Source organism: Bifidobacterium longum subsp. infantis ATCC 15697 = JCM 1222 = DSM 20088 (genome assembly GCF_000269965.1).
GTDB lineage: Bacteria > Actinomycetota > Actinomycetes > Actinomycetales > Bifidobacteriaceae > Bifidobacterium > Bifidobacterium infantis.
In genome coordinates, this window is sequence record NC_017219.1 from 1,031,686 (window position 1) to 1,056,815 (window position 25,130).

Consider the following 25,130-nt stretch of genomic DNA (forward strand, 5'->3'; position numbering starts at 1 on the left):
GCGCGGCGGGAAGCATAATGTGTTGTAGCGTGGTATTCGCATCGTGGCTGCAAGGAGGAGTATTCATGGGACCTGCTCGCGGGGCGTCATCGCCGGCGTCTACAGGTGCGCAGCGTGTGAGCTTGAAGGACATCGCGGACGAGCTGGGCATTTCGCAGACCGCGGTGTCCTTTGCCATCAACGACCGGCCCGGCGTCTCCGAGCAGACCAGGCGGCGGGTCAAACAGGTCGCGGCGGAACTCGGATGGACGCCGGTCTACGCCGCGCAGGCGTTGGGTTCATCGAGAACCATGACCATAGGCTTCGCGCCCGCGCGATCCGTGCAGGGACTCACCGATGAAACCTTCATGTTGCATTTCATGGCCGGCGTGCATACCTCGCTCAGTCCCAAGGGATACGGTCTATTGTACCGACCATGCCGATCGTTGAACGAGGAGATGAGCGTCTATCGGGGCTGGGCGTCGAGCAAGCGCGTGGATGGCGTGATTCTGGTCGACCTGCGGGCCGATGATCCGCGGCCCGCGCTGTTGAGGGAGTTGGGGGTCCGCGCGGTGTTGGCGGGCGGACCCGATCCGAATGATTACGTTCCCTCCCTGTCCATCGATGATTCGCGCACCATGGGCACCGTGCTCGAACATCTGTCGTCGTTGGGGCATCGCCGGATCGCCTACCTTTCCGGCGACGCCAATCTGGATTATTCCCAGGGGCGTGTGGCGGCGTTCCGCTCGTTCGCCAAGAGACGCAGACTGGAGTCCATCGCCATCGAGTTCACGAATTTCGCCGCCGAACGGGCCGTGACGCTGACGATGGGGATGTTGCGCTCGCCGCAGCCGCCCACCGCGTTCATCTATGAGACGGAGATTCTTGCGGCGGCGAGTCTGCATGCCATGGCCAAAGCCTATGCCACCTGTGCCGCCACCATTGGGCGATTGGCGTCGGGGGAGGGGCGGTTCGCGGCATATCCCAGCGGATTGCCCGCCATCGTCAGTTTCGAGGACAGCTTCATCTGCGAGACGGCGTATCCGTCGATCACTTCGGTGCACCGCGATGCCGGCGAATACGGCGTCAAAGTGGCGAGGCTGTTGCTCAAGGTGCTTGCCGGCGAGCAGGTGGGTGGCAATAGGCGGATTCTCACCCCGAAACTGGTGGTCAGAGACAGTACGTCCGAACCAGTGGATCCGTCATGACGCGGGCGGGGCGCATCACGGGACGATGTGCCGTGATGCGCCCCGCCCGCGTCAGCGATTGCCGGCGTGAGGACGCCACGGCGATGGTCACGCCGCGTTTCTGACCGCGGTGGCGATGGAGACGGCCGGGTCGAGGAACGGAATCAACGTGGACTGGAAGGCGTGGTACAGGTCGGACTTGCCCGGCCAGACCGTGCCGATCACGCGATTGTCGCCGTCAAGCTGGTGGAACCAGGAGCCGCCCTTATGGTCGATGACGTGCTCGTCAACGTACTGGGCGAACGTGGCATACCAGTCGAGATACGCGCTCTCGCCGGTGGCCGCATACAGCGTGGCGGCGGTGTTCAACGATTCGGCGGCCGTCCAATGCATGCGGTCGGTGACCACCGGTGTGCCGTTCCAGTCGGTCGTATAGACGAGCCCCTCCGCGCCGTCCGCGTTCCACGCATCGTCCACCGCCCGCGCAAACAGGTGCTCGGCGGCGTCGATGTAGGGCCGCGCGCCGTCTCGGTTGGCGAAGGAGCTCAGCGCCCACTGCACGATGAGGCGGGCCCATTCGATGCCGTGACCCGGCGTGGCGCCGTACGGCTTGAACTGGTCATCCTTCTTATCGACGTTGCATTCGAGGTCCAGTGACCAATCGGACTTGAAATGTTCGGGGATGCGCCACCGGTTGTGTGCCGCCCATTCGATGACGTGGTCGATGATGCGGCCGGCGCGGACGCGATAGGTGTTGTTCCCGGTGGCGTCGGCCACGGCCAGGAACGCCTCGGTGGTGTGCATGTTGGCGTTCAGGCCACGGTACGGGTCGAGCTCGGTGAATTCGGTGTTCCAGGTATCGACGGCCAAACCGGTTTCGTCATCCCAGAAATGCTTGTCATACGTGGCAAGCGCCTCAGCAAGCAGTTCCTTGGCACCCGGACGTCCGGCCAGCAGGGCAGAGGATGCGGCGAGTATCACGAAGGCATGCGCATAGCAGACCTTGCCCGGAGCATGGGTGCCGTCCGCGAACACCTGCGCATACCAACCGCCGTGCTCGTCGTCATGCAGGATGCCGGTCAATCCCTTGAGCGCTGCATCGGCCAGCTCGCCCGCACCCGGGTATCCGAGCATGTCGCCAATCGAATACACATGGGCCATACGGCTGGTGATCCACGTTTCGACGCCGTGGGAGGGGTCAAGGGTGCCGTCGGCGTTCAGCCAGCCGGAACCGCCGTTCGGCGCTGGAAAGCCTTTGCCGAACTTCAGCAGCTCGTAGGTTTCGGAAGCCATGAAAATGCGGTTGGCTTCGGTGCCGAGCGTATACCGTGGGTTATTGGTCATAATGATTGTTCCTTTCCTTAACAAGAACATGCGGTGGGTGCGCAATGAGCATGCGGCGGGCACGTCTTAGTGCTTCACACGAATGTCGAAATAGTCCATGACCAGTTCACAAAACATCATATTCGACCAGCTGAACCATTCGCGCGTGTACTTGGTCGGATCATCCACGTCGATGCCTTCGTGCATGAGATGCGTACCGGCGTCGGTGGCTACAAGACGGTCGAGGATATGCGCCTTGAAGTCCTTGCTGTCGCTGGTCATCGCCTCGATAGACAGGGCGATGGGCCACACATAGCGCGGCGGCGTGTGCGGCGAGCCGATGCCCTTGAGATGCGTGCCCTCGTAGTAGTAGGGGTTCTCGTCGCTCAGCAGCGTGCGTCTGGTCGCCAGGTACGTCGGGTCGTCCGGTGCGCAATAGCCCAGGTAGGGGGCCGCCATCAGCGAGGGCACGTTGCTGTCGTCCATGATGATGGCATGGCCCAGGCCATCGGTTTCGAACGCGTAAATCGTCTCTCCATTGCGGTTCGTCGTCTTGGCGTGGTTTTCGATGCCTTCGGTGATGGTGCGGCGCAGCTCGCCGGCGCGTGCGGCGATATCGGCATCATCCAGAATCTCACCGCCGAAGATGCGTTCCAGATAGCCCATCACCACGGCGGCGAACATGTTCGAGGGCACCAGATAGTGGTAGGTGCAGGCGTCGTCGCTGGGGCGGAAGCCGGACCAGGTCATGCCGGTGTACGCCACCGGCGCCCCCTTGCCGTCATTGCTCAGCGATTCGGTGGGGATGTCCGTGTCGCGGATGAAGAAATACGGGGAGCGTTCATGATGCTGCTCGGTCTCGAAGACGTCAAGAATCTTCTTGACGCCGGCAATGAATTCGGCATCGAAGTGATCGGCGTTGCCGGTGTTCGCATACAGCATCCAAGCCAACTGGATGGGGTAGCACAGCGAATCCACCTCGTACTTGCGCTCCCACAGCCAAGGGCTGGAGAAGTCGGACTGATCGTTGTCCCAGGAAGCACCGTTCGGTTCTTCGTTGAAGGCATTCGCATACGGGTCGATGGTGATGTAGCGGAACTGTTGCCGTACCAGGCCGGCGATCATGTTTGCGAGATCGCCGTCTTCGACGGCAAGGGCCAGATACGGGCGCAATTGCGCGGTCGAATCACGCAGCCACATGGCCGGGATATCGCCGGTGAGCAGGAATGTGGTGCCGTCGTCATGCCGTTTGACCGTGGTGGTCAGGGTGTTGGCAAAGCAGGCGTTGAAGTTCTCGGCCCAGGCGGCGTGTTCGGTGCCGCACAGGTCCGTGATGTGCTGCATGAAATCCGAGACCGACTTCGGTATCGCGGTGGTCGCCATAAATTCAACTTCTTTGTTTTGGGGGATATGCATATCAAGGGAACAGCATTATTCTAAACCGCTTTAGTTCATGACACGCGAAAGGACGTGAAGAGCATGAGTGTGAGCGCACCATATGAAAAAACCGGTGAGATTTCCTGTTCGGAGAATCTCACCGGTTGCGATCAGTCGATTCGTGAAGTCGCACGAATGGCGGATAAGGGGATGGGTGGATTACTTGCCGATTTCAGCCAGATAGTCGGGCATCTCGGCCGGGTAATCGGGCCAGGCGCCGGCCTGGGTGCAGACGTAGGCGGCGGTGTTGACGGCCTTGCGGTGTGCTTCTGCCAGCGTGTCGCCCAGCAGGATGCGGGCGGTGAAGGTGCCGGAGAAGGAGTCACCCGCACCCACGGTGTCGTTCACCTCGACGTGCGGGGTGTCCAGCGTGGAGACCTCGCCCTTGCGGGAGATGATGGTGGAGTAGGCGGAGCCGGCGGTCAGGATCACGTAGTCGAGGCTGAATTCCTCGATGAACCAGCGGGAGGCATCTTCGCCGGAGGTGCCGCGGATGTCGAACATGTCGCGCAGCAGCAGGAGTTCCTCGTCGTTGATCTTGAAGACGGTGGCGGCCTTGAGCAGTTCCTCGATGAGATCCTTGGAGTAGTGGTCGCCGCGCAGGTTGATGTCGAAGAACTTCATCGCGCCCGGCTTGGTGTGCTTGAGCAGCTCGGTGATGGTGGCGTGCGATTCGGGAGAGCGCAGGGCCAAGGTGCCGAAGCAGACGGTGTCGGCCTTGGAGACCACGTCGATGAGCTGACGGGTGTACAGGATGTGGTCCCAAGCCACGCCCTTGACGATGGTGTACTCCGGGATGCCGTTCTTCAGCGCGACCTCGACGGTGGAGGTCGGCCAGGCGTTGCGCTGGATGACGGTGTTGATGCCGGCCTCGTTGGCCTTGGCAATCAGTTCGTCGCCGAGTTCATCCTCGCCGACCGCGCTGATAGCCCAGCCTTCGGTGCCGTTCTTCATCGCGTGGTAGGCGAAGTTGACGGGGGCGCCGCCGGCTCGCTTGCCGCTCGGCAGCATATCCCACAGCAGTTCACCGAGGCTCAGAACGATCGGGGTAGTCATGGTTGGTTCCTTTCCTTTGTTTCCTTTATCGGGTGTTTCGTATGGAAAATCTTGTGATGTCGGCGTTTGTTTTAGGAGACATCGAAGAATACTGAGGGGTGTTCGAGGAATTGGGTCACCGCCACTGCTGCGGCACCGGAGACCGCCGCGTCGGCGGACAGGGTGGATAGGCTGATGGAAGTGGAGGCATTGATTTCGGGGATGGCCCGTTCGGCCACCGTGGCGCGCACCTCATCGAGCAGTATCGGGCCGGCTTCGGCCACGATGTCGCCGATGATGATGTGCTCGGGATTGTATCCGTTGAAGATGGTGACGCATCCGTAGCCGACATATTGGGCGACTTCGCGGACAATGGCGATTGCCGCTTCGTCGCCGTCGCCGGCTTTGGCGAACAGGGCGCGGGCGGCTGCGGTGTTGGTCATATCGGCCGCGCCGGGAACCACGGTGCCATCGGCGATGAGCATGTCGTGAATGGCGGGGGTGGAGCAGTAGCGTTCAAGGCAGCCGACGTTGCCGCAATCGCAGGGGCGGCCGTTGACGTCGATGGAGATGTGTCCGATTTCGGTGGCGGCACCGAGGAAGCCGTTGATGAGGCGACCGTTGTCGATGACGCCGAGGCCCACGCCTTCGCCGACCAGATAATAGGCGAGGTTGCCGTCGGCGTGCACCGACGGGTCGAAGAGATAATGTGCGAGGGCGCCGGCGCGGGCGTCCTGTTCGATGAATACAGGCACGCGGAAAGCGGTGGCGAATTCGTCGATGAAGTTGATTTTGCGCCAGCCCTGCATGCTGGACACCACGGCGGTGCGGCCTACGTTACGCAGATAGGGGCCGGGCACCGCCATGCCGATGGCCACGATGGACGGGTCGTTGTCGAGCAATTGTTCGACGCGCTGGTGGATGGTGACGATGGTGTCGTTGATGGTGTTGTCGTACACCGTGGGCAGGTTTTCGAAGCTCAGGGTGTTGCCGCACAGGTCGAACACGCCGATCTGCACCAGCGAGCGGGCGAATTTGATGCCGATGATGCGGAACCGCGTGGTGTCGAGTTTGAGACCGATGGAACGGCGGTTCTTGGAGCCTTCCAAATCGCCGGTCTCTTCAATCATACCGGCCTCGATAAGGCGTGCGGTGATTTTGGTGATGGCCGCGGGGGTGAGTTCCAGTGCCTTGGCGATTTGCGCGCGGGAGCTGATGCCGTTGTGATACAGGTGCTTGACGATGCGGGAGCGGTTGGATTCGGAGACACTGGCCTGGGAAGTGGCATGGGCGGTGTTTGTTGCCATCGGTCTTAAGTCCTCCTTGTCTGCACCGCTGCGAGTTGTTCCGCTCGTCTTTGAATCTGAACTTGATTAAGATATTAACGCTGTTAATTAATTGACGCAATCAATATGTCATTCGGCGTGTCGTGTATGTGAGTGTCGCCTTGGGTGAATTTGTTAAGATAGTTGTCAATAGTCGGATGCACACTTATACCAAGCGAAACGTTCGATGAAGAACAGGGGAGGGCTGATGTCCGAAAACATTATGAACAATCTCAGAATCGGTGTTGACGTGGGCGGAACAAAAATCGAAGCTGTGCTGGTTGACGCAATGGGCACGGTATTGGGTTCCACCCGCATTCCCGCCAGACATGGCAACGATGCCGTGATCGAAGACATCGTCGCTGTGGCACATCAGGCGGCGGGTGAGCGTTTTGACGAGGTGAGCGCCATCGGCATCGGCACTCCTGGCACGGTGGATTCAGCCAGCGGGCATGTGGGCAATATCGTGAATCTCGACGTGGTCTCGCTGGACATGGGGCCGTTGGTCTCGCAGCGTTCGGGCGTGCAGGCCCATGTGGAAAACGACGTCAACGCCGCCGCCGTCGGTGCGGCCACCGTGTTGGGCGGTGCGGATGGCATGGCCGGTACCATTGCGTTCCTGAACTTCGGCACCGGACTGGCTGCGGGCATTGTCCAAAACGGCGTGCTGATGCATGGCTATAGCGGTGCGGCCGGCGAAATCGGCCATATCCCAGTCGAACCTCATCGCCTCAAGTGCCCTTGCGGGCAATACGGATGCTTGGAAACCGTCTGCTCGGGCGCATCCGTGGGGCGTCTGTGGCCCAACGCCGACCCGCCGATGCCCGACCTGATTCGTCGCGCGAAAAAGCGGGAGGCCGAGGCCGTCGATGTGCTGGACATGGTAGTGCGCGCCATCGGCGACACTATACAGATTCTGGCCCAATCCGTTGATCCGCGGCTGATTATCTTGGGCGGCGGCATGGCCAAGACCGGCGAACCGTTGGTCGAGGTGATCACGGCTGAGCTGCGCCGGCGCGAATCGCAATGCCGATTCCTCGAAACGCTGGACCTGCCGGCCCGGCTGCGTCTGGCACCCGTCGGCCAACCGGTTGGAGCCATCGGTGCCGCCATGGCGGCGTAGCACTGGCATAGTGCCGGGGCATGGAAGATGAGGCGTCGGATTTGTCTCCGAGGCCCCATCTTCCACGCAGTCCTATATCGCTTTATATCGTGCTGTGCCGCGCTTGGTCTTGCGCGTTTCGTTGCCGGGGTGACCGGCTTTTATTTGGTCAAGTGTTGGAAGACCGCGGCGATGGCCTCGCCCTGCACGGTGATGTCGGGTCCGCATTCGCAGCGCCGGATTACCGTGTGTTTGTGGAAGGACGAGGACGTGGCGGCATCCAGATATCTCTGGGCCGCGTCAACGAACGTCTCGTTGATGATGTTCGGCTGCCCATAGACGCATACGTCTGCCATATCCAAAAGGCCCACAGGCATGGACAGGGCCTGGCCGAGATAGCGGCCCGCCCGAGCGAGGATATTCTGATGCTGCTCCACGTCTGCCGTGCTGAGCTGCTTCTTCAATGCGGTTCCGGAAATCATCGTCTCCAGGCAGCCGCGCTTGCCGCAAGGGCATAGCGGCCCATCAAGATCGATGGAAATATGGCCGATTTCGCCGGCTGCATGCAGTTCGCCGATTACCGGCGTGTCCGAGAGCAGAATCGCCGAGCCGATGCCTCTTTCGATGCATACGAAGAGCATATTCGGCCCGCCTTGGCCGAAGAAACGTTCGGTGAGCATGGCTGCGGTGGCGTCGTTGCTGACGTTTACTTCAAGTCCAAAATGCTCGGCGATCGGTGTGGACAGGTCGAGATTGTTCCAGCCGCGCATCGTGGAGGAGCGGACCACGCCGTTGTCTACCACGCCGGGGGAGGAGACTCCGATGCCGATGACATCGCCGTCGGACATGCCCAGCATCTTCTCGATAAGTTCGATGATCACATCCACGGAAACGAATGAGCCGGTGTTCAGGGTGACTTCGGCGTGGCGTAGCGGCTGTCCGAGCAGATTGGTGACTGCACCGTGCAGCAGGTGCTCCTGCGTCAGGTCGATGCTGATGATGCGCAGCCGATCGGTATCGATGCTCAGCAGTGTGCCTCGTTTGCCTTTGCCGCCGCTGGGTGCCTGACCGGTCTCGCGCAGCAATCCTTCCTCCAGCATCTGACCGACCACATCGGAAACGGCCGCGCGGCTCAATCCGGTGCGTCGGCCGAGCTCGGCGCGCGAATACTGGTTGGTGGGGAACAACAACCTGAAGATGAGTTGGCGGTTCTTGCGGCGCACATCGGCGGGGGAGGCCTTGGCCTCATGGTCGTCGGTCGTTGTGTTGAGACCGAGATATGGCATGTTTCCTCCTGCCTGATGGCGAGCGAATGGACGGTGATTGTTGTTCCGTACACAGTTTAGACGGTGAAGCACAATTTCGTCGTTGAAATTGTTATGAAACTTCACCAATAAATTCCAGTGTACCTGTGCGAAGCGTCAGGAAACACCGTGAGTGTTCACAAGGTCCAAAATTGTTAGTATCATTAACAAATAGCGAATCGCCAATCGGCACTATGCCGAATGGTGGTTGGAACGCCGCACATCACCCGGACGTGACAAGGATGTTGCCATTATCCGCAAGACGGGCGGCAGTACAGCGACTCGCATCGGGCGGGCCGCACGGAACTGGAGGAAACCGATGCCGGAAATCATCATTGTCAAGAACGAAGCCGAGGCCGGTGAGATCTACGGCCGTTGCGTGGCGGACCTGATCAAAGCAAAGCCGGACGCCGTGCTGGGCCTGGCCACTGGTTCCAGCCCGCTGGCCGCCTATCAGGCGCTCGCCAAGATCGTCAAGGACGAGGCCATTGACGTTTCGGGCGTGCGTGGTTTCGCGCTTGACGAATACATCGGACTGCCGCTGACCCATCCTGAGTCCTATCATGCGACCATCCATCGTACCGTGGTCGAACCGCTCGGCCTGGACCCAGCCAAGGTCCATGTGCCCGGCGACGTACTCAACGGCACTCCGCTCGAAGACGGCGACAAAGTCGCGCTGGCCGGCCCGGCCTATGATCGTGCCATCGAAGCCGCTGGCGGCATCGACGTGCAGATTCTCGGCATCGGCACCGACGGCCACGTCGGCTTCAACGAGCCCGGTTCCTCGCTGGCCTCCGGCACTCGTGTCAAGACCCTGGCCGAGCAGACCCGCGTCGACAACGCCCGCTTCTTCGACAACGACATCAACCAGGTGCCCACCCACTGCATCACGCAGGGTATTGGCACGATCATGAAGGCCCGTCACCTCGTGCTGCTGGCGTTCGGTGCCGGCAAGGCTGAAGCCATCGAGGAGACGGTGGAAGGCGGCTTGTCCGCGTTCTGCCCGGCTTCCGCGCTGCAGATGCACCCGCACGCCACGATTATCGTGGATGAGGAGGCCGCCTCTCGTCTGCGCCACAAGGACTACTATCGCTACGCCTACACCCACAAGCCGGCCTGGCAGGGCATCTGATCCGATCCGTTCGCCCCATTGCTGAGCTTTCGAGCCTGCAAGCGGTCCATCGGGCCGCCTGCAGGCTCGTCTTGAGCGCAAGACGAGCGGACGGGAAACCATGTGGAGGAGTTGAACATGTCTGATAGGGAAGAGATCGTTTCCCGCGTGACCACGGCGTTGAATGGCAGGCCGTCCCCGGTGGCCATCCGCAATGCGCGCAAGGTGGATGCGCGCGGCGAACAGCGTGGATATTGGGTCGTCTCCGACGCCTCGGGCGTCATCGTGGCCTCGGGCACGGGGGAGGAGACCTTCGAACATTACTGTCGTGCGGTGGGGATTGACCCGGCCGATCGCAACGCGGTCATCGATGCCGAAGGCCGTATTCTGACCCCCGGCTACGTGGACATCCACGCACACGGCGCATGGGAGAAGAGCTTCGATGACGGGTCGGATGGCATCGACGTGGCACGGGCCGGCCACGCCGTGCACGGCACCACACGTCAGGTGCTCTCGCTGATCACCAATCCGGTGGATGTGATCTGCCGGAACATCCGCACCGTCCGCGCCAAGATGGAGTCCGGCCGCCCCGACATCCTCGGCTGCCATCTGGAAGGCCCGTTCCTGGCTCTGGCCCGCAAGGGCGCGCATGACCCGGAATGCCTCAAGGACCCGGTGCCCGACATCGTCGATAAGATGCTTGAGGTCTCCGGTGCCGACCCCGCCTCCGGTGGGCTTGGCTGCATCCGTCAGATCACCATCGCGCCCGAACTACCCCACGGCATCTCCGCCATCCGCCAGTTCGCCGCGGCTGGCGTGGTGCCGGCCGTGGGCCACTGCGACGCCGACTACGAGACCGCCAAAGCCGGCTTCGACGCGGGCGCGGGCATCATGACGCACATGTTCAACGCGATGAACGGTCTGCATCACCGCGAACCCGGTCCGATCCCGGCCGCGGTGGAGGATCCGCGCGTCACCATCGAGCTCATCAACGACGGCTTCCACGTGCAGAATCCGATGGTCAGGCTCTCCTTCCGGTTCGCGCCCCACCGCACGGCCTTCGTGACCGATGCGATGGCCGCCACCGACTGCCCGGACGGCGCCTACAAGTTGGGCGCGCTGGACGTGAACGTGGTCGACGGCCATGCGCGTCTGGTCTCCAACGGCGCCATCGCCGGCTCCACCCTGCTACTGGAAGTCGCCGTGCGTCGCGCGGTGTGCGAACTGGGCTTCAGCCCGGTGGACGCGGTCGAGGCGGCCACTCTGACGCCGGCCAAGGCGTTCGGCTTCGACAAGCCGAATCCGGTGACCGGGGCGCCGCTGGGCCTCATCGCCCCCGGCTATGCCGCCGACTTCAACCTCGCCGACCCGGCCGATTGGACGGTCGAACAGGTGTGGTGCGCGGGCCGCAAGTTGCGCTGAGGCCGATTGCGCGCGGTGCGCGCGGAAGGCATGTCGGAAGTTCGTCGACGATTCGGCGGACCGATGGCATGACGCCCGCGCACACCGCGCTTATGCGTATGCCGTGAATCCCCGTTCGGCTTGACATGCGCGATGGCAGTGCCGCCATCGCGCACACCGTCGCGGATCGCGCGTCTGTGCAACAAAGCTAACATATTGGAAACGCTGACCGTGTCGTGTCACGGTTTCCGAAACCCCAGTGATTGCAAGGCTTATGACGATGTTCTTCGTTGTCTTGCAGCGATAATCCCGCGGTGATTTCATTTGCCGAGAAACATAGTGTACATTAAGAAAACGTACAGAGAAGTACAGAAGCGCATTCGCGCAGGAGAGTGAAGTGGCGTCCGTCGCTTCGGCTCTCCATATGACGGACAACAAGGAGGTTCGTGATCATGACTCACTTCAGCACTGTGAAACGCGTCATCGCTCTCGCCGGTGCCGGTGCCATGCTGTTTTCCGTGGCGGCCTGCGGTGGGGTAACCGCTTCCGATGGCGGCAAGACCACACTCAAATTCGCGGCGTTCGAGGGCGGCTACGGTGCCGACATGTACAAGGAGGTGGTCGCCGCATACGAGAAGCTCAATCCCGACGTCAAGATCGAACTGACCACATCCAAGAAGATCGAGGACGAGATCACGCCGGGCATGAAGGCCGGCAACTATCCCGACATCGTGGAGCTGGGACAGGGCTCGACCTCCGGACTGACCGAGACGCTGCTCAAGGACAAGGCCATCGAGGACGTGACCGATGTGCTTGACATGAAGGTCCCCGGGGAAAACAAGACCGTCAAGGACAAGCTCGTCGACGGCGTGATCGGCCTGTACACCAACCCCTACGGCGGAGACAAGACCTACCTCATGCCCATGTACTACTCACCCTCCGGCTTGGTGTACAACAAGACGCTGCTTGAACAAAACGGCTGGAAGATGCCCACCACATGGGACGAGATGTTCAAGCTGGGCGATGAGGCCAAAGCCAAGGGCATCTCGCTGTTCACCTACCCGACCGCAGGTTACTTCGACGCCTTCTTCAACGCGCTGCTCGCCGACATCGGCGGCGACCAGTTCTACCAGGACGTGATGACCTACAAGAAGGACGTGTGGAAGACCGACGAGGCCAAGGAGGCGTTGGAGACCACCTATAAGCTGGTCACCGAATACCTCAACCCCGACACCGTGGGCTACGCCAACGCCCAGGACTTCACCAAGAACCAGCAGTCCATCCTCGACGGCAAGTCCCTGTTCATGCCCAACGGCACCTGGATTGTCAACGAGATGAAGGATGCGCCGCGCACCAGCGGCTTCGAGTGGGGCTTCGCCCCGGTGCCCACCGTCAAGAATGGCGGCACCCGCTACATCAACACCACAATCGAAGCCGTGTGGATTCCCGCCAAGGCCAAGAACAAGGAAGCGGCGAAGAAGTTCATGGCCTACCTGTACTCCGACGAAGCCGCGTCCATCTTCGCCAAGACCGGTGCCATCCAGCCGATCAAGGGCAACACCGATGACCTGGCCTCCGACATGAAGGTGTTCTACGACGCCTACAACGAGGACAACGTCAAGGCCGTGGCCGGCTCGTTCTCCGCAACCGCCACCGTGGAAGGCAAGAACATCAAGGACGACCTGTACAACGCGGTCGACTCCGTGGCCTCCGGCAAGACCACGCTCCAGCAGTGGCAGGACAAGCTCAACGAGACCAGCAACGCACTGAACGCGGCGGCCAAGCAGTAACCTCGCCGTCGAACAACGGCCGGAGCAGATGGTCCCACGGTCCGGCCCGTCGCACCGATGCATTCATCGGCGGCGGGCGGGGCGGCGGACCGCTCCGGCCCCGCTTTGCCTCAGCGCCATACAGGCAACGCTTTTCAGGGGGAACGATGTCTTCAACGAAACATACAACCGACCTTGGCAGGATGCGCAGCCGTTTCGGCATTCTTTGCTCGCTGCCCACCGCAATCCTGCTCATCATCTTCATCTTCATACCCACGGTCAACGTGTTCCGCATGTCCGTATACAAATGGAGCGGCTACTCGGACGAACAGACCTTCGTGGGGCTTTCGAACTTCCGGAAACTGTTCGTCGATCCGAACTTCATCCACGCGTTCCAGAACACCGTGCTCATCCTCGTGCTGGTCACCTCCGTCACCATGCCGCTGGCCATCATCTTCGCCGCGGTGCTCACGCAGAACCGCATCATCGGAGGCTCGCTGATTCGCTTCATCCTCTATGTGCCCTCGGTGCTGTCCATCGTGGTGGTCGCGGCCATATTCTCCGCCATCTACGATCAGAACAACGGCCTGATCAACGGCACCCTGAGCTTCCTGCACCTGAACGGGCTCAAGCAGGTGTGGCTGGGCAATCAGGACATCGTCATCTTCTCCATCGCCTTCGCCATGCTATGGCAGTCCTGCGGATACTACATGGTGATGTACATGTCGTCGATGGCGGGCATCGACCCGAGCCTGTACGAGGCGGCGCAGCTGGACGGCGCCAGCAAGACTCGACAGCTGTTCTCGATCACCATCCCATTGATCTGGGCGAACATCCGCACCACGCTCACCTTCTTCATCATCAGTTCGGTGAACCTCAGCTTCGTGCTCGTTACGGCCCTGACCAACGGCGGGCCCGATAACGCGTCTCAAGTGCTGCTCGGCTACATGTACGACCAGGCGTATTCGAACTCGTCCTACGGCTACGGCATGGCGATCGGCGTGGTGATCTTCCTGTTCAGCTTCATCATGTCGTTGATCGTGAACCGTGCCACCAAGCGCGAAGTGCTGCAATACTAAAGGAGGGCGAGATATCATGGCTTATTCATCAGTTTCCGGAAGACCGGCCCACTCCAGGCGCGTGCGTCCGGCGGCCGATCGAGGTTCGGCCCATTCATGGACGGCGGGCCGCATGGTTGGCCAGGTGGTGCTGGTAATCGCCGCCTTGGGCATCGCCATCCCCACCCTGTGGGTGTTCGTGGCTTCGTTCAAGGATAAAAGTGAGTTCTACGGATCACCCTGGACCTGGCCCAAGGGCCTGCACTGGCAGAACTATGCGGATGCTTTCGTGGACGCCAAGCTCGGACAGTACTTCGGCACATCGGTGCTGGTCACCGTCATGTCGATGGCCATGGTGCTGGTGATCGCGCTGCCCTGCTCCTACGTGCTCGCGCGCTTCGATTTTCCGGGCAAGAAGATTCTTAAACTCGCCGTTCAGGCCGGCCTGTTCATCAACGTGAACTACATCGTCGTGCCGATCTTCCTGATGCTTGTGGACGCCGACAAGCTGCTCTACAACATCATGCCGAACGGGTTCTTCGTGAACAACGTGTTCATCCTGGCGCTGGTCTACGCCTCGACGTCGCTGCCATTCACCATCTTCCTGCTCCAGGACTTCTTCGCCTCCATTCCGAAGGACTACGAGGAGGCCGCCATGATTGACGGCGCCTCGCAAACCAGGATCATGACCCGCATCTTCTTCCCGATGGCCATGCCCGCCATCTCCATGTCGATGCTGTTCAACTTCCTGACCTACTGGAACGACTACATCATCTCCATGACCCTCATGACCGGCAACAACCGCACCGTGCAAGTGGGCCTGCTCAACCTCATGCAGACGCAGAAGGCGGCCACCAACTACGGGCGCCTGTACGCCGGCATGGTGATCGTCATGGTGCCGGTGCTGATCTTCTACGCCGTCGTGCAGAAGAAACTCCTCGAAACCTCGACCATGGGAGGAATCAAATGAGCGACAGGACGAAAAGCGTGATCGCCACGACGGTCAAAGTGACGCTGTATGTCTGTTTCGTGGTGCTGACCATCGTCGGCGTCGGTCGTGACGGATGGGACGGGCTCTGCCTGGAACTCATCGGATTGGCCGGCGTGATCGGCGTGGTGTGGTGGTACAACGCGCATAACCGATGATCCGGCCGGACGGTGTGAGGCAACGGCCTGGTCACCCAGGCCGTTGCCTCACACCGTTTCTCGCCCCTCCCATGAAAAAGGGCAAGAAACGAAGGCGCACGAGCCGCGGCTAGTGCATCCGGCCGTCGGCCATGAACAAGGCATGGGCGTCGCCCTTCGCCTTGGCCTCAAGATAGCGGCGGAACACCGACAGGCGTTCCGTGGTGCTATGGGCTAGGGGAGAGGGCAATTCGTTCAATGCGAACCAGCCGACGTTGAGGCTTTCGTCATCCCCCACAAACGGTTCGGCATTGCCGCCGGGCTTGAGCGCGCACAGGAAGGAATGATCCATATACTGCGCGTGGTCGCCGTTGGCATAGGTGAGGATACGCTGCTCGGAATTCACGGACACCAAGTCGGTGACCACGACGTCCACGCCGGTCTCCTCCTTCACCTCGCGTACCGCGGCGTCGGCAGGCTGCTCGCCCGGGTCGATGATGCCGTACACCATCGCCCACTCTCCGGTGTCGGCGCGCCGACCCAGCAGTATGCGTCCATGTTCGTCAAGTACGCATGCCGTCACGCCATGCAGCCACAACAAATCATGGCCGATCTTCTTACGCAGTTCCAGAATGAACGGGGGCGTGCTCATGCGTTGGCCCGTTCCGACATCCACGCCTCGACTCCCTCGATGGTCTTCGGGATGCCGGCGGAAATCCATTCGGGGCCGTTCTCGGTCATGAGCACGTCGTCCTCGATACGGATGCCGATGCCGCGGTATTCCGGCGGAATCAGCAGATCATCCTCGCGGAAGTACAGGCCGGGCTCGATCGTGAAGATCATGCCCGGACGAATCGGCGCGCCCTGATAGGACTCGAAACGAGCCTGCGCGCAATCGTGCACATCAAGACCCAAGTGGTGGGCCACACCGCAGGCGAGCCAACGGCGGTGCTGCTGGCCTTGCGGAGACAGCGACTCCTCGACGCTCACCGGCAGCAGACCCCAATCGTGCAGACATTCGGCAATCACGCGCATGCAGGCGTGGTGGATGTCGGAGTAGGTGGCACCCGGCTTGGCGGCTTCGAAACCGGCCTGCTGCGAGTCGAGCACGGCCTGGTACAGACGCTTCTGGAAGTCGGTGAACTTGCCGTTGGTCGGGAAGGTACGGGTGATGTCGGCCGTGTACAGGGAATCGACCTCAACGCCGGCATCCACCAACAGCATGTCGCCGTTCTTCACCACACCGGTGTTGCGCATCCAATGCAGAATCGGAGCGTGGGGGCCGGAGGCCACGATGGAGTCGTAGCCGACGGCGTTGCCGATCTCGCGGGATACAGCGTTGAACGCGCCTTCGAGGATACGCTCGGAGCGCGGCTTGTCCAGCGCGTCCGGCAGTGCGGACAGCAGGCGGTCGAAGCCATGCTTGGTGGCGTCCACGGCCTTGCGCATCTCGTTGATTTCGTAGCCGTCTTTGACCATGCGTGCCTCGGCGGCGAACTCGTGCAGCTTGTCGTCGGATGCGGAGTTCTTGTCCGGATCGGCGAAACCGTTGGCCTCGCGGATGGACTCGACCATCGAAGTGATTTCGGGGTCGGTCTCGCTGACCACGCGCACACGCACGGCACCGGCCTCGGCACCCACGTCCTTGGACAGGGCGTCAGCCAGCTGGGCGATGTCGTGGGTTTCGATGCCGGTCATCGCCTGCATCTCCTGGAGGCCAGCACGCGGGCCAACCCAGTATTCGCCGTAGTGGGCGGACATGAAGAAGTCCTCGGTGGAGTTGTCGGCGCGCGGTGCCACAAACAGTTCCGGGGTGTGGGTCTTGCCGGCGGCAGCTTCGGGGGAGTCGGGATCGACCGGGTTCAGGACCAGCACGGCACCAGCTTCATAATCGGAACCCAGGCCGGTGTAGTAGGCGAACGTGGTGTCCGGGCGGAACATGTAATCGCAATCATTGTTGCGCACCTTCGGCTGGCCGGCCGGAATGACCAGACGCTCGCCGGGGAATGCCTTGCCCAGCGCCTCAAGACGGGCTGGCGTGAACTTGGAGGATTCGAGAGGCTTGATCTCCGGATCGTCATCGGCCCAGCCGGACTTCATGAACTCCTTGAATGCGGCCGACTGCGGGCGCAGCGAGCGGTTGTTCACGCGGTCGCTCATCGACTGGTTCGCGCCCGGCGCCGTAGCGCGCTCTTCGGCCTCATATTCCTTGTCCTTGGCGGTGATCACTTCACCCATTGCCACTCTCCTGTATGTAGTTGTTGTCGAATCATCGATTCCCACTTCATACTAGTCGGCTTTATGCGATGTGCCACGATTGACGGCTGACGGTAAAACCAAGTACGGAATTTGGACGGTCTTCTGGACATGCCCATATTGCGAGTGCATCGGGCTGGAATGCGGGCCCGTTTATTGTTCTCGGCAGGGAAGGAGAGGGGCATGGGCTTGAGCTGGAGCTTGTCGATTGATATTGACATATTTTGCGGGCTGAATCCATGTGAACCCATGCGATGAAGGTTTATCGCGTCGCGGGACTCACTGCTATGCGGAGGTCTCCACCTGAGGCACCCCGGCTTTGATCAGTTTTACCCGCAGCGGAGTGCGTTCGATGACGTCGACGTATGTGAAATGGACGATTTCGGTGGCACCGGCTCGTTTCAGTCCTTCGTCGCGTGCGCGTTCCTTGGCCACCACCTCCTGAATGCTGCGGTTATCGGTCATGGCTGGGTCCACGTATTTTTGTGTGCCGTCGTATTCGGCCACTATCACGCGCCCGTCATCGAGCTTCCATACGAAATCAACGCGGTGCTCGGTATTCGTCTGTGGGTCGGTCACCGTTACCTGAATACGCGGCGTGAGGAAGCGATCTTCGATGATGGTGCCTCGCGCGAGGGATTCTCCACCATTCTCGCTCCTTTCGTTTGCATAGCGCAGCAGGCGGAATACTCGGGCATAATCGATTCTCCATTGAACGCAGTCGGCGGCTATCCCTTCCTTGGTTATTCCCTTGGCAAGGGCCGAGTCAAAGATCGGCAACGCAAACCGAAAATCAAGGTCTATAGCGGCCTCGACCAAGGTTCTAGCCGGTGATATCAGGGATAGGCCGGAGGCCTCGTGATGTGTCTTCGGATTGTTCATATCGGGCATATAGACATGTCGTAAGCGCTGATGGCATTGACGAGATCCATGATCGGAAGTCACGATGGTTATGCAGCCATCATGCAAATGCCATTGATGTTCGAATCCATAGGCACTTACTGCCACCAAGCCGCCAAAAACCCACTGAGGATGCTCTTGCGCAAGAGCGCGGGCCATATGCAACGTTCGCTCCGGCGGCGTCAAACCATCCCAGTATGCGGTATTTGCATAAAGACTGGGAATGCCGTCATACACTTTCAACAACTCACCACTCTGGGCACGGCGGCGTAGAGCGGTCTGTTCCGCTTCATTTCTTGAATAGACGCATCTCAGCTCATTCTGCGCGGCTGATATGAGCGAGGCCACTGCTTTGTGTGTCTTCATGACGTCGAGCGTAGCCGGAACGAAGCAGCGTAAGTATGAATTTCAGCCATTGTGGTTCTAGCCTCGGAGCTTGGCTGTCTTGGAGTGAGACATTCCCGATAATTTCAAGGTATTAGGCCACTAATTCGGAATAGTGGATAACATACAAAACTTATCCACCATCAGTAATGTCATTCGAACAACGTGCTTTGGGGATTCGAACAAGATATCATCGGCGAAGGCGGATGTAGCTGGTAGAGGGCGGCGAATTGACGGTTAACAGTGCTTATGCTTTGTACGCCGTCGGTGCTGATTCAGATATTGGCTGGCTTCTGTCTGAGTGTGGAATCTAGCGTCGGCGTGAGTCCAATGGTTGTATCGTGGCCGACGATTCGCTGCGATTTATTGGCGACATAGATCCAGGGCTTGGACGGCTGCCGACGGTGAGAGCAGTCATAACAGTGAATGAGCCTCTGCGAGTTCAAAAGATGATGTAGCGGACGTTTGTGAGAGTCGTTTCCGGGGCAAGACATGGTCGATTGACGATGTTGAAATTTCTCAGCGACGGCAGAATGGCATGCCTTGGCGAGGAGGCGACACTGAGAGGCGATGGAGTCGGGATTAATCCAGGTTTTGGCCAGCTACCGACTCGCAAGAGCATCATAGCGTCGGTGTACCGCCAGAAGCTGGCACTGTACCGACGCTGAATAGCATCAGCGTCGCCGGACATACAAGTTTTGGATTGCAGCCGACTAAGAATGGGATGCCGACGGCAAGAGCCGCATTGCAACTATATGAGACGGCTTCACTGTGCGCGCTGCAGGAAAAGGCCGCCCGCGCGGCGGCGACATATGAGGCGGTTTCACTGTGCGCGCACGATAAACCACCCCGGCGGCTAGGATAGAGGGAATTGAGGAGTGTGACTCCACGCGTGAAGGCAAGAATCCCGAACCATGCAGGGCAAACCTGTGCGAGGGGAGCTTCCTGCGCATGCGGAAGCGGAATATATGCGGGCATGCGTAGACATGACGAGAATGGCGCGAACACGTAAGTGGCATACGCACTCCGAACGGTGCAACAGCAACACGAGCAGAGGTTAGAAGAGAATATGTCATTCGAGCATCCGAATCGGAACAATGAGAGCATGCGGGACGTCGAACTGGACATCATGAGCCGCCCGCCGGAGCATAACACCACCAATCTGGATCTCGACCGGATGAACCTGATGCTCGACATCCTGGGCCACCCGGAGCAGTCGTTCCGCGTGATTCATATCACCGGCACCAACGGCAAAGGCTCCACCGCACGCATGGCCGAGGCCATCTGCCGCGCCTACGGTATGCGCACCGGCCTGTACACTTCGCCGCATCTGGAGAAGATCAACGAGCGTATCGCCATCAACGGCCAGCAGCTGTCCGACGACGATTTCATCGACATCTGGGACCAGACCAAGGATCTCGTGGCCCTGGTGGACGCCAAGATGGAGGAGCAAGGCAAGCCGAAGATGAGCTTCTTCGAGGTGCTCACCGCCATGGCCATCTGGAAGTTCGCCGACACGCCCGTGGACGTGGCCATCGTCGAGGTCGGCATGGGAGGCCTGTGGGACGCCACCAACGTGCTCAACGCGGATGCGGCCATCATCGGTCCGGTGGACATGGACCACATGCAGTGGCTGGGCGACACCGTCGAACAGATCGCCACCGAGAAGGCCGGCATCATCAAGCCGAACTGCACCGCCATCATCGGCCCGCAGCCGCATGAGGAAGCCGTCATGCCGATTCTCACCGAAGCCGCCGAACGCAACCACGCCACGCTCGTGCGCGACGGTTACGAAATGACCGTGTCCGACCGCATGGCTGCAGTCGGCGGACAAGTCGCCACCCTGACCACGCCCAACGGCACTTACGAGGGCGTGCCGATCGCCAAGTTCGGCGAGCATCAGGCCCATAACGCACTTGCCGCGCTCGTCGCCGCCGAAGTGGTGATTCCGGTCAATGGCCCGCTGGACGGCGACTTGGTGGCCGAGGCGTTGAGCTCGGTCAAGATTCCCGGCCGCATCGAACAGATCCGCACCTCGCCGACCATCATTCTGGATGGCGGACACAACGTGAATGCCGCCGAAGCCCTACGCAAGGCCATCGAGGAAAGCTACGACTTCAAGCAGCTGGTCGGTGTGGTCGCCATGATGCGCGACAAGCAGGTCGAGGAATATCTGGGTGTTCTGGAGCCGATCCTGAGCTCCGTGGTGGTCACCGAGAACTCGTGGCGCGAGCGTGTGATGCCGGCCGATGAACTTGAGAAGATTGCCGTGGACGTGTTCGGCCGTGACCGTGTGATCAAGGAAGCGAACCTGCCCGACGCGATTCAGACTGCCGTCAACATGGTCGATGCCGAAGACGAGCTGGGCGTGGGCTACGGCCACGGCGTGCTTATCTGCGGCAGCTTCGTCACCGCCGGCGACGCACGCCTGATGCTTGAGGAACACGCCAGCCCCACGATGAGGCAGGCCATGGCCGTCCATCAGCCGGCGGTCGACCCGGACGATTCGGATCGGCCGGCAGACAAGGCCGAGGATGAGGCCGCCGACAACCTCGAGGATTCGGTAAGCCCGGACGACTTCGACGTATTCGACGTCCTCGGCCTCGGTAAGGAACAGGCCAGTGACGCCGGTAACGCCGGCACCGGCACGGCCAGTGCCGACACAGGCACCGACGATTCCGCCGACGCCCGGTAACCCGAATCCAAGGCATATCGGATACCCGGACACACGGAAAACAATCTCACGCCATGTATCTCAAGGAACTCACCCTCCGCGGATTCAAATCCTTCGCCTCCGCCACCACGTTGCGCTTCGAGCCCGGCATCACGGCGGTCGTCGGCCCCAACGGTTCGGGCAAGTCGAACATCGTCGACGCCCTGACCTGGGTGATGGGTGAGCAGGGCGCCAAAAACCTGCGCGGCACTTCGATGGAGGACGTGATTTTCGCGGGCACGTCCTCCCGCCCGCCATTGGGCCGTGCACAGGTGAGCCTGACCATCGATAATTCCGATCACACGCTCGATATCGATTACACGGAAGTCACCATATCCCGCACCATCTTCCGCAACGGAGGCTCCGAATACGCGATCAACGGCTCGCAATGCCGTCTGCTCGACATTCAGGAACTCCTCTCCGATACCGGTCTTGGCCAGCAGATGCACGTGATTGTGGGTCAGGGACGATTGGATGCGATTCTGAAGGCCGACCCGTCCGGCCACCGCGCGTTCATCGAAGAGGCCGCCGGCATCCTGAAGCACCGCAAGCGCAAGGAACGCGCGTTGCGCAAGTTGGCCAATACCGAAACGAACCTGAGTCGACTTGACGATTTGCTGGGGGAGATTCACCGCCAGCTCGGCCCCCTCGGACGCCAGGCACGCATCTCCCGGCGCGCCGACGCGATTCAGATATCCGTACGCGACGCCCAAGCACGCCTGTATGCCGAAGACGCCCAACGCTCGATGAGCCGCCGCGACACGGTACGTCAAGAGCTTGGCGATGTGCGCAACCAGCTGGCCGTCGCCCAACGTGAACTCGCCCACGTCAAAGTACGCATCGAACAGGTCGAGGCGTTGAGCTCTGAATCCAGTCCGGCCATCGCCAAGGCCAACCAATACTGGCATGAATTCTCGCAGACCCGTGAACGACTGAACGCGCTCGCCCAGTTGGCCGAAGAGCGTAGCCGGTCACTCACCGGCCAGATCGTCACCAACTTCGGTGAGGATCCCGGCATACTCGTCAAACGAGCCGAGGAACTGGAGTCTCAGGCCGCGGCACAAACCAAGGCCGTGGCCGATGCGCGCATCGCACTTGACAAGGCCACCGAGGAACGCGCCGACGACGAGAAGAAGCTTGCCTCAGTCCGCCAGACCTTGACAGAACTGCGCAAAACCGCACAGGAGCGCGATGCACAAATCGCCCGACTGCGCGAACTCATCGCCCGTGAGGAATCCGCCGTGCAACTGGCGACCAGCCGCGCCAAGGATTATGCCTCCCAACGCGACTTGCTGACTTCCCAGCGCGACGATGCCCAGCAACAGCTGGACGCATTGCGCAGCGAAGCAGACTCCATTGCCGACGATGACGGTGCCGCATTGGACGCCGCGCGTGCAACGCTCGCCGAATGCCGCGAACGACTGAACGAACTCGCCGATAAGCAGCGCGAGATACAGTCCAAGATCATCTCGCTCAAATCCAAGGCCGATGCGCTTGCCGACACGCTAGGCAGCCGCAATGCCTCCGGATCATTGGAACGCGACACGGACGTGGCCTCGCTTGGCCGACTCACCGACTTCATCCATGTGGCCGAAGGCTGGGAAGAAGCTGTGGCCCACGCGCTCGACCAGTATGCCAGCGCCATCGTGGTACCCGAGGCAGGCAACATGTTGCACGCCCTCGAACGCGCTCGGGAAGATAAGCTCGGCAAAGCCGTGGTGCTGACCGCGAGCATTGCCGGCGATCCCGTCACAGAGCCAGGCACGGAGTCGGAGGAGAGTAGCGCCGAGAACACGGCGGCCGCCCCGCAATCGGGCAACGCGCTGGCAGCATTCGTCACCGCGAACCCGGATGCCGAGAACCAGGCGCAGGCCGAAGCTGTCGTGCACACCGTGCGTCTCCTGCTGGCTGATGTAGCCATGGCCGGCACCGCCGACGAAGCACAGCACATCGTGGCATCCGGCGAAGCCATGCGGGCCGTCACCAAGAACGGCGAGACCTTCACACACGGCGTGGCGGCGGTCGGCGGCTCTTCCATCTCTCAATCGGACCTGTCTCTGGCCGCCCGTCGAGACAAAGCATTGGCACAGGTCAAACAGTTGGCCGCCCAAGACGGCGGAATGGCTGAGCAAGTGGCCGAGGCCAAAGCCAAACGCGATGAAGCGGCCCGACTCGTCGACCAGGAATCCGCCAAACGCACCGAAGCCCGGCTCAAAGCCCAACAGGCGGAGAAATCTCTGAAATCCGCCACAGACCGCGTCGCATCGTTCACCCGTCAGCTCGAGCAGCTGGATAGGAAAATCACCGAGACCCAAGAGAATCGCAACGAGCATCAGCTCAGGCTCGACGATCTCAATCGCGCTTTGGCATCGGCCCAGCAATCCACAGCGGAACATGCCGATTTCGACGAACTTGATGAACGTGAACGCACGCTGGAGCGCGAACTGAACCTGACTCGCGAGCATGAGGTCGCCGCGAAAATCGCGTGGACCGAAGCAAGCCGCCAAGGGGAGTCACTGAGCCGGCAGGCCGGGCTGCTGCGGGACAACGCCAGAGAAGCCGCTGAACGCCGCGCCCGCATCGAGGCGTTGAACGATCGCAGACGCGAGCAGGCCTCACACCTGCAAGGCGTGGCCGATGACGCGCGAGCAGTGGCCGCCATGGTGGAACATACGCTGCATGACGTGGCCGCCAAACGAGACGAGCTGCAGGCCGCCGCCTCCAGCCATGACGAGGAACTCAAGGCCCTGCGCGCGCAGCGCAACCAGATCGAGCCCAAGGTCACCGATCTGACCGGGCGCGAACATGCCTTGGATGTAAACCGCGAACGGTTGGCCGCCGAATCCGGGCAGCTCATGCAAAAAGTGTCCGACGAACTCGGTCTCACTTTGGAGGAATTGGTTAGTGGTTACGGCCCCGAACAGCCGGTGCCCGTGCTGGATGATGAGGGCAACCCTGTGCCGTTGGATGAGACGGAAGCTGAGGCTGGGACCGAAGAGGGAGAAACCGGGGGAGAGGCCGGCACCAACGGCGATTCCGCCCTCTTTAAGACCGTGCCGTATAACCGTCAGGAGCAGAAGAAGCGTCTCGATAAGGCTCGCCGCGATCTGGCCGCACTCGGTAAGATCAACCCTTTGGCCACCGAGGAATTCGAAGCGCTTGAGGAGCGGAACAAGTATCTCAATGATCAGCGCAACGATGTGGTCAAATCACGTGACGATTTGATGCAGCTCATCAAGGATCTCGATTCCACGATGGTCCAGGTGTTCAAATCCGCGTTCGACGATACCGCCGAGGCGTTCGAGCAGATGTTCGCCACGCTGTTCCCAGGCGGCACCGGACGACTGCGCCTGGAAAACCCGGAAGACATGCTCACCACCGGCGTACTGGTCGAGGCCAGCCCGGCCGGCAAGCGCGTCAAACAGCTGAGCCTCCTGTCCGGCGGCGAACGTTCGCTGACCGCGCTGGCGCTGCTGTTCGCGATTTTCACCGCCCGCCCCAGCCCATTCTATGTGATGGACGAGGTCGAGGCCGCGTTGGACGACGTGAACCTGACCCGTTTGATTAATGCGTTCAATGAGCTACGCGCCCATGCGCAGCTCATCATCATTACGCACCAGCAACGCACCATGTCGATTGCCGACGCGCTTTACGGCGTAACCATGAGAGCCGATGGCGTAACAGCCGTGGTGAGTCAAAAACTCGAACGATAAACGAATGG

18 protein-coding genes are annotated in these 25,130 nt (G+C 60.9%); 10 read left to right on the forward strand and 8 right to left on the reverse strand.

The genetic code is table 11. From position 1 onward, the window contains the following. Positions 1 to 65 precede the first annotated feature (65 nt). Positions 66 to 1,187, forward strand: a complete 1,122-nt coding sequence (locus BLIJ_RS04440; RefSeq protein ID WP_012577245.1) for a LacI family DNA-binding transcriptional regulator — start codon at positions 66 to 68, stop codon at positions 1,185 to 1,187. An 87-nt stretch (positions 1,188 to 1,274) separates the two neighbouring features. Here BLIJ_RS04440 and BLIJ_RS04445 read toward each other — a convergent pair whose 3' ends face one another. From BLIJ_RS04445 to BLIJ_RS04460, 4 genes are all read right to left on the reverse strand, one after another. After that, complete coding sequence (locus tag BLIJ_RS04445) at positions 1,275 to 2,510, reverse strand: AGE family epimerase/isomerase (protein ID WP_012577246.1); 1,236 nt, start codon at positions 2,508 to 2,510, stop codon at positions 1,275 to 1,277. A gap of 66 nt (positions 2,511 to 2,576) precedes the next feature. After that, the gene (locus BLIJ_RS04450; RefSeq protein WP_041981806.1) at positions 2,577 to 3,872 is read right to left on the reverse strand and encodes a glycoside hydrolase family 125 protein; all 1,296 of its coding nucleotides are present in this window, start codon (positions 3,870 to 3,872) and stop codon (positions 2,577 to 2,579) included. Positions 3,873 to 4,085: 213 nt separating this feature from the next. Further along, positions 4,086 to 4,982 (reverse strand): carbohydrate kinase family protein, encoded by an 897-nt coding sequence (locus tag BLIJ_RS04455; protein WP_012577248.1) that lies wholly within the window; start codon positions 4,980 to 4,982, stop codon positions 4,086 to 4,088. 71 nt (positions 4,983 to 5,053) lie between these two features. Beyond that, positions 5,054 to 6,268 carry an ROK family transcriptional regulator gene (locus BLIJ_RS04460; protein ID WP_012577249.1) on the reverse strand — a complete coding sequence of 405 codons (1,215 nt, stop codon included), beginning with the start codon at positions 6,266 to 6,268 and terminating at the stop codon, positions 5,054 to 5,056. 226 nt (positions 6,269 to 6,494) lie between these two features. Between BLIJ_RS04460 and BLIJ_RS04465 the strand changes: the two genes are divergently transcribed. Further along, a complete protein-coding gene (locus BLIJ_RS04465; protein ID WP_012577250.1) occupies positions 6,495 to 7,409 on the forward strand; it encodes an ROK family protein in 915 nt (304 codons plus the stop codon). Positions 7,410 to 7,549: 140 nt separating this feature from the next. Here the strand turns inward: BLIJ_RS04465 and BLIJ_RS04470 are convergent, their stop codons facing one another. Next, positions 7,550 to 8,674: an ROK family protein gene (locus BLIJ_RS04470; protein ID WP_012577251.1), complete on the reverse strand. Its 1,125-nt coding sequence runs from the start codon at positions 8,672 to 8,674 to the stop codon at positions 7,550 to 7,552. A gap of 337 nt (positions 8,675 to 9,011) precedes the next feature. Here BLIJ_RS04470 and nagB point away from each other — a divergent pair, with 337 nt between their 5' ends. From nagB to BLIJ_RS04500, 6 genes are all read left to right on the forward strand, one after another. Then, positions 9,012 to 9,824 carry a glucosamine-6-phosphate deaminase gene (nagB, locus tag BLIJ_RS04475; protein ID WP_012577252.1) on the forward strand — a complete coding sequence of 271 codons (813 nt, stop codon included), beginning with the start codon at positions 9,012 to 9,014 and terminating at the stop codon, positions 9,822 to 9,824. 117 nt (positions 9,825 to 9,941) lie between these two features. Then, positions 9,942 to 11,225 (forward strand): N-acetylglucosamine-6-phosphate deacetylase, encoded by a 1,284-nt coding sequence (locus tag BLIJ_RS04480; RefSeq protein WP_012577253.1) that lies wholly within the window; start codon positions 9,942 to 9,944, stop codon positions 11,223 to 11,225. A 431-nt stretch (positions 11,226 to 11,656) separates the two neighbouring features. Continuing rightward, entirely contained in the window at positions 11,657 to 12,994 is a 1,338-nt protein-coding gene (locus BLIJ_RS04485; protein ID WP_012577254.1) for a carbohydrate ABC transporter substrate-binding protein, read from the forward strand. Positions 12,995 to 13,140: 146 nt separating this feature from the next. After that, positions 13,141 to 14,052, forward strand: coding sequence for a carbohydrate ABC transporter permease (locus BLIJ_RS04490; protein ID WP_012577255.1), 912 nt, complete (start codon positions 13,141 to 13,143; stop codon positions 14,050 to 14,052). Between the two features lie 16 nt (positions 14,053 to 14,068). Continuing rightward, positions 14,069 to 15,001 (forward strand): carbohydrate ABC transporter permease, encoded by a 933-nt coding sequence (locus BLIJ_RS04495; RefSeq protein ID WP_012577256.1) that lies wholly within the window; start codon positions 14,069 to 14,071, stop codon positions 14,999 to 15,001. Next, positions 14,998 to 15,177: a DUF6903 family protein gene (locus tag BLIJ_RS04500; protein WP_012577257.1), complete on the forward strand. Its 180-nt coding sequence runs from the start codon at positions 14,998 to 15,000 to the stop codon at positions 15,175 to 15,177. The genes BLIJ_RS04495 and BLIJ_RS04500 overlap by 4 nt, the downstream gene beginning before the upstream one ends. A gap of 109 nt (positions 15,178 to 15,286) precedes the next feature. On the opposite strand, the gene BLIJ_RS04505 is transcribed toward BLIJ_RS04500, so the two are convergent. From BLIJ_RS04505 to BLIJ_RS04515, 3 genes are all read right to left on the reverse strand, one after another. After that, positions 15,287 to 15,808, reverse strand: a complete 522-nt coding sequence (locus BLIJ_RS04505) for an NUDIX hydrolase (protein ID WP_032745258.1) — start codon at positions 15,806 to 15,808, stop codon at positions 15,287 to 15,289. After that, positions 15,805 to 17,394, reverse strand: a complete 1,590-nt coding sequence (locus BLIJ_RS04510) for an aminopeptidase P family protein (RefSeq protein WP_012577259.1) — start codon at positions 17,392 to 17,394, stop codon at positions 15,805 to 15,807. The genes BLIJ_RS04505 and BLIJ_RS04510 overlap by 4 nt, the downstream gene beginning before the upstream one ends. A 303-nt stretch (positions 17,395 to 17,697) precedes the next feature. Beyond that, positions 17,698 to 18,549 (reverse strand): hypothetical protein, encoded by an 852-nt coding sequence (locus tag BLIJ_RS04515; RefSeq protein ID WP_049756439.1) that lies wholly within the window; start codon positions 18,547 to 18,549, stop codon positions 17,698 to 17,700. Positions 18,550 to 19,801: 1,252 nt separating this feature from the next. On the opposite strand from BLIJ_RS04515, the gene BLIJ_RS04520 reads away from it, so the two are divergent. Together BLIJ_RS04520 and smc are read left to right on the forward strand one after the other, a co-directional pair. Continuing rightward, complete coding sequence (locus BLIJ_RS04520; protein WP_041981815.1) at positions 19,802 to 21,391, forward strand: bifunctional folylpolyglutamate synthase/dihydrofolate synthase; 1,590 nt, start codon at positions 19,802 to 19,804, stop codon at positions 21,389 to 21,391. Between the two features lie 53 nt (positions 21,392 to 21,444). Beyond that, complete coding sequence (smc, locus tag BLIJ_RS04525; RefSeq protein WP_012577262.1) at positions 21,445 to 25,122, forward strand: chromosome segregation protein SMC; 3,678 nt, start codon at positions 21,445 to 21,447, stop codon at positions 25,120 to 25,122. The last annotated feature ends 8 nt before the right edge of the window (positions 25,123 to 25,130 follow it).